The following is a 4,007-nucleotide window of genomic DNA, read 5'->3' as shown; positions in this document are numbered from 1 at the left end:
AAGTCATGGCTATCCCTTAGCCGAAGCGATACATTTTCTGGAATTTCAGGAATCGAAGAAGAAAGCTGAGGATTTTACTCAGGCTATTCAGGATTTAAGGAACGGGCATCCGCTGCATCAAGTGTTAACCCATCTTAATTTTCATCCACAACTTGTTAGTTATATATTTTATGGAGAACAATGCGGCGACCTCAATAGGGCGTTGATAGAAGGAGGTAGATACTGGAAGAAGAGGACGGAAGATTTGGATAAAGTGAAAAAGTTGATGGTGTATCCAATTTTCTTATTCTTTTTTGTGAACATCGTGTTTTATATCCTGCAGAGTGTCCTCCTTCCAAAATTCCAGACAATCTTTTTTACGATGGATGTTGAACAGAATATCATCCTGAAATTACTGGTAGCCTCTTCAGTTATCCTCCCTGTCATCCCCTTCATCTTGCTCGCATTGCTCCTTTTCTTTTTTTTACTCAAACAATTTTGGTTTAACAAGTTATGCCCCTTAAGGCAGCGAAGAATATTATTAAACATTCCTCTCGCAGGTACATTCATTAAGTTATATGAAACGTATTTTTTTGCAAGCCAATTCAGTGGCTTACTTTCTGGAGGGCTTTCCATTAACGAAAGCATCAAATTATTCTCCATAAATCAGCAGCAGCCTTTTTACCAGAAACTTTGCTCAATTATTAAAGATGATTTAATTGAAGGTAGATCGCTAGAAATGATTTTTCAGGAGCTGCCTTACTTTGATAGAAATTTACCATTAATAGCCGCAAATGGTCAAAAGTACGGCAGGCTTGATTCAGAGTTACTTCATTACAGTCGTTTTTTGCTAGAGAAAATTGAAGAAAGAATGAATTCAATTTTGAAAATCATTCAGCCTCTTATGTTTTCGTTGATTGGACTGCTGATTGTTTCCATTTATTTAGCGGTCTTGCTGCCAATGTTTTCTCTGCTCGAGGGGATATAGAATATTCTTAATAAATTCTGGAGGTGAATCTGCGCTGAAATAATTTTGGGAATAGGATAGGTGTGTGAAATTTCTAATCTATTTTCATTTTTTTAGCAGCAGAATGATATGAAGAAAGTGTTGAATGAAAGAGGTTTTACATTAATTGAAATGCTTATTGTTTTACTCGTAATTTCCATTCTATTGATTATTACAATCCCAAATATAACAAAGCATCAATCGACGATTCACTCTAAAGGGTGTGAAGCGTTTGTTAAGATGGCTCAAGCACAGGTACAAGCCTATGAAATAGATAATGGCAAACTTCCTGCAAGTATTGATGAAATGGAAAGTCAAGGGTACCTTAAACAAAAATCATGTCCGAATGGGGATGGTATTAGTCTGGATAACAAGGGAAAGGTTACGGTAATTGAATAGCAGCAAATTGATTATGCGGCCTTCCTGTGGAGGTTATACCCTGTCAGAAACCCTCATCGTCCTCGTTATTTTTGTACTGCTAAGTGGCATCGGTCTAAATTTATATCCAAGCTTTATTAAAGGAATGGAAAATAAGATATTCATTTCTCAATTGAAAGAGGACATTTTCTATGCGCAGCAGTATGCCATCAGCCATGAAAGTCTGATTTACCTTCATATGGATAATACGAATAGGATTTACACGGTAACATCCTATAAGGAGGGGGTTGTGCTTGAGAGAAGCATACCAAAGGATATACAGTTCTTAAGTGGAACATTAGGACTTACGTTTCATTTTAATCAGTATGGAAATGCTTCAAAAGCAGGGACGATGATGATTGATACGACAAAAGGGAAGTACAAGTTAGTCCTTAATATCGGTAAAGGGAGGTTTAGGATTGAGAAACAGTAGAGGTTACGTCTACTTAGAAATGATAGCCGCTTTTTCGATTTGTATAGTCTTGATCATTTCGATTCTGCCGATACTTGAGGAGATTATGACCAATAGGAAAAATGTTGTCTTAAGGACAGAAGCCCACTATTTGTTATATGAAAGATTGACCGCCTTCATGGATGGGGAGGTAAATGCTGTCGACCAGGAAATCCATTATCAGAAAAGATTGTATGAACTAACATGGAAGGAACAGAAGGATTTCCCAGGTATGATTGAAGGATGTGTACGATATGAAAATGAAATGGGTAAATCAGAATCCATTTGTGATGCTACGAAAAAATGATGGCTTTACAATAATTGAAATGCTTTTTTCTTTAATGATATTAATGACCACCTCTATTTTCATCTTACAACTTTTTTCAATTATTCACACACAGTTGGAATCAAAAGACAAATTGCATCCTAAAGAGTGGGAGATCTTTACGATGCAAATGCAACAGGAGGTCAGGGGTGCTAAAAGTCAGGATGTAATAGAAAATAAATTATATTTACTTTCAGGTGACCAGTTATCTTTTATTGAACAATATGAAGATAAGCTCCGCAGGCGAGTGAATGGAAAAGGTCATGAGGTCATCCTGCAGAACATTTCAAAATTTAAGGTTGAGAAGGATGGTAACGTCATTGTGTTAAATATAACGGATAAAGCAGGGAATACTGTTATTCGCAGGTTTCATCCTTTTTTTAAAAGTGAGACGAAAGTTGATGAATAATCAAAAAGGGGTCGTTTTCCCGATGGTCATGATTGTAGCGAGTGTTTTTATCATGTTCACGATATTAATGATCGATCAATTTGTCATCGATAAAAAATTTTATAAAGAAGTGGAAGAAACGCTTGTGGCCGATCATTTAGTGCATCTAGCCGTTAATGAGGTAACAGCTGGATGGGGTGAAGATATACCGAAGAACCTTCAGGGGGATATCTCATATCCCAATGGTGATGTCCATTATATATTAACGAAACAAGATGCCCGTTATGCCTTTATTGAATTTGCTTCCTCGACTAAAGATAACCGAGTTGGTAGAATCATTATTCAATATGACAAAGAGTTAGGTAGAGTTGTAGAATGGATAGAAAAACAGTCTGTATAACACGTATGAAGGCAACCTGATGGTGCGGATTCAGTGATATGGAGTTAATAGACTGAAAATACTCCAGTGTGAAAACTGTGTCAGTAACAAGTGGAGAAGGGATTCAGGAAGGATGAAAACGTTTTTGGCTGACTGAGAATGGGATTACGAACGGAATGATTTGTCCAATGTCAGGCTTCCCCTAAATGGAAATGGAGAACTTACCATCGATACAACAAGCAGGCCCAAATAGTAACCATCTCGGGTAAACTTGAAAGAATAAAAGAAGCATAAGCGGGGCATACTTTATTTAGGGTGATATTGTATGTCTACTAACGCTTATATCAAATATCTTACACAGCAGCTTGTCGAATATTTTAATTTGACTAAGAAAGAACGGAAAGAAAAACGTCGTCATCGGAAAGAGGATAAAAATACTGGTGTGTCCCACTGGTTTGGTATTGTCCCTTTCGCTTTGTCGATGTTTGTAAGAAAAAAAATCAAAAAAAGAAAACAGATGTCCTAAGCTTTTGGACATCTGTTTTCTTTTTTTTAGTCAGGCAAACCTGCTAGGCGGTTGTAGTAGAGAAATCATTTCTGAAAAATAGATCCATTTATCCTAACGCTCTATCTGATAAGTAAAATAAACCGCCATTGATGATTGATATTAGAATATTTGGCTCATATTGGGCCTGTAATGCCTGTTTTTCAGTGAAATAACTTTCGCTTTTTTCATCCATATCCTTATAAAAATGCTCCAATAAATTTAAGTCATTCTGCCAGCGCTCCATGGCTTCTTCCGCCCAAGAATGGTCATCGTTCTCGAAGCTGGTTCGGATATATGTATCAAGTCTTGCTAACCCACTCTTTGGCATGATTAATGGTGAGAGGGTGAAGGAGTAATCCGGTATCTTTGGGGTGACTTTAACCGGTAAAACACGATTGTGAAATCCTTCCATGATCTCCCCGGAGATTAAATTCAATCCGACAGACATAAAGGTATCTTTTTTTCGATCACATTGATAAGATATTTTTACATTTAGTGTAAGCCAGGGGAACGTC

8 protein-coding genes are annotated in these 4,007 nt (G+C 37.0%); 7 read left to right on the top strand and 1 reads right to left on the bottom strand.

What is annotated here, in order from left to right:
* The 7 genes from comGB to AC1DUW_RS22670 form a co-directional block, all read left to right on the top strand.
* Positions 1-967: competence type IV pilus assembly protein ComGB (gene comGB, locus AC1DUW_RS22700; protein WP_477643525.1), on the top strand; the 967-nt coding region annotated here is incomplete at its 5' end.
* Between the two features lie 108 nt (positions 968-1,075).
* The gene (comGC, locus tag AC1DUW_RS22695; protein ID WP_053346945.1) at positions 1,076-1,384 is read left to right on the top strand and encodes a competence type IV pilus major pilin ComGC; all 309 of its coding nucleotides are present in this window, start codon (positions 1,076-1,078) and stop codon (positions 1,382-1,384) included.
* Positions 1,377-1,835: a competence type IV pilus minor pilin ComGD gene (gene comGD, locus AC1DUW_RS22690; protein ID WP_053346944.1), complete on the top strand. Its 459-nt coding sequence runs from the start codon at positions 1,377-1,379 to the stop codon at positions 1,833-1,835. Before comGC ends, comGD begins: the two co-directional genes overlap by 8 nt.
* On the top strand, positions 1,822-2,160 hold the full coding sequence (locus tag AC1DUW_RS22685; RefSeq protein ID WP_053346943.1) for a hypothetical protein: 339 nt from the start codon (positions 1,822-1,824) through the stop codon (positions 2,158-2,160). Before comGD ends, AC1DUW_RS22685 begins: the two co-directional genes overlap by 14 nt.
* Positions 2,108-2,587: a competence type IV pilus minor pilin ComGF gene (gene comGF / locus AC1DUW_RS22680; RefSeq protein WP_116820708.1), complete on the top strand. Its 480-nt coding sequence runs from the start codon at positions 2,108-2,110 to the stop codon at positions 2,585-2,587. The genes AC1DUW_RS22685 and comGF overlap by 53 nt, the downstream gene beginning before the upstream one ends.
* The gene (gene comGG / locus AC1DUW_RS22675; protein ID WP_056526035.1) at positions 2,580-2,966 is read left to right on the top strand and encodes a competence type IV pilus minor pilin ComGG; all 387 of its coding nucleotides are present in this window, start codon (positions 2,580-2,582) and stop codon (positions 2,964-2,966) included. Before comGF ends, comGG begins: the two co-directional genes overlap by 8 nt.
* Before the next feature lie 304 nt (positions 2,967-3,270).
* On the top strand, positions 3,271-3,471 hold the full coding sequence (locus AC1DUW_RS22670; protein ID WP_053346940.1) for a YqzE family protein: 201 nt from the start codon (positions 3,271-3,273) through the stop codon (positions 3,469-3,471).
* Positions 3,472-3,559: 88 nt separating this feature from the next.
* Here the strand turns inward: AC1DUW_RS22670 and AC1DUW_RS22665 are convergent.
* Positions 3,560-4,007, bottom strand: a 448-nt coding sequence (locus AC1DUW_RS22665) for a YqhG family protein (protein ID WP_477643524.1), incomplete at its 5' end; no start/stop codon positions are given.

It is taken from the genome of Peribacillus sp. P4_C12 (genome assembly GCF_056402095.1).
This window is presented reverse-complemented; position numbering and strand designations above follow the sequence as displayed.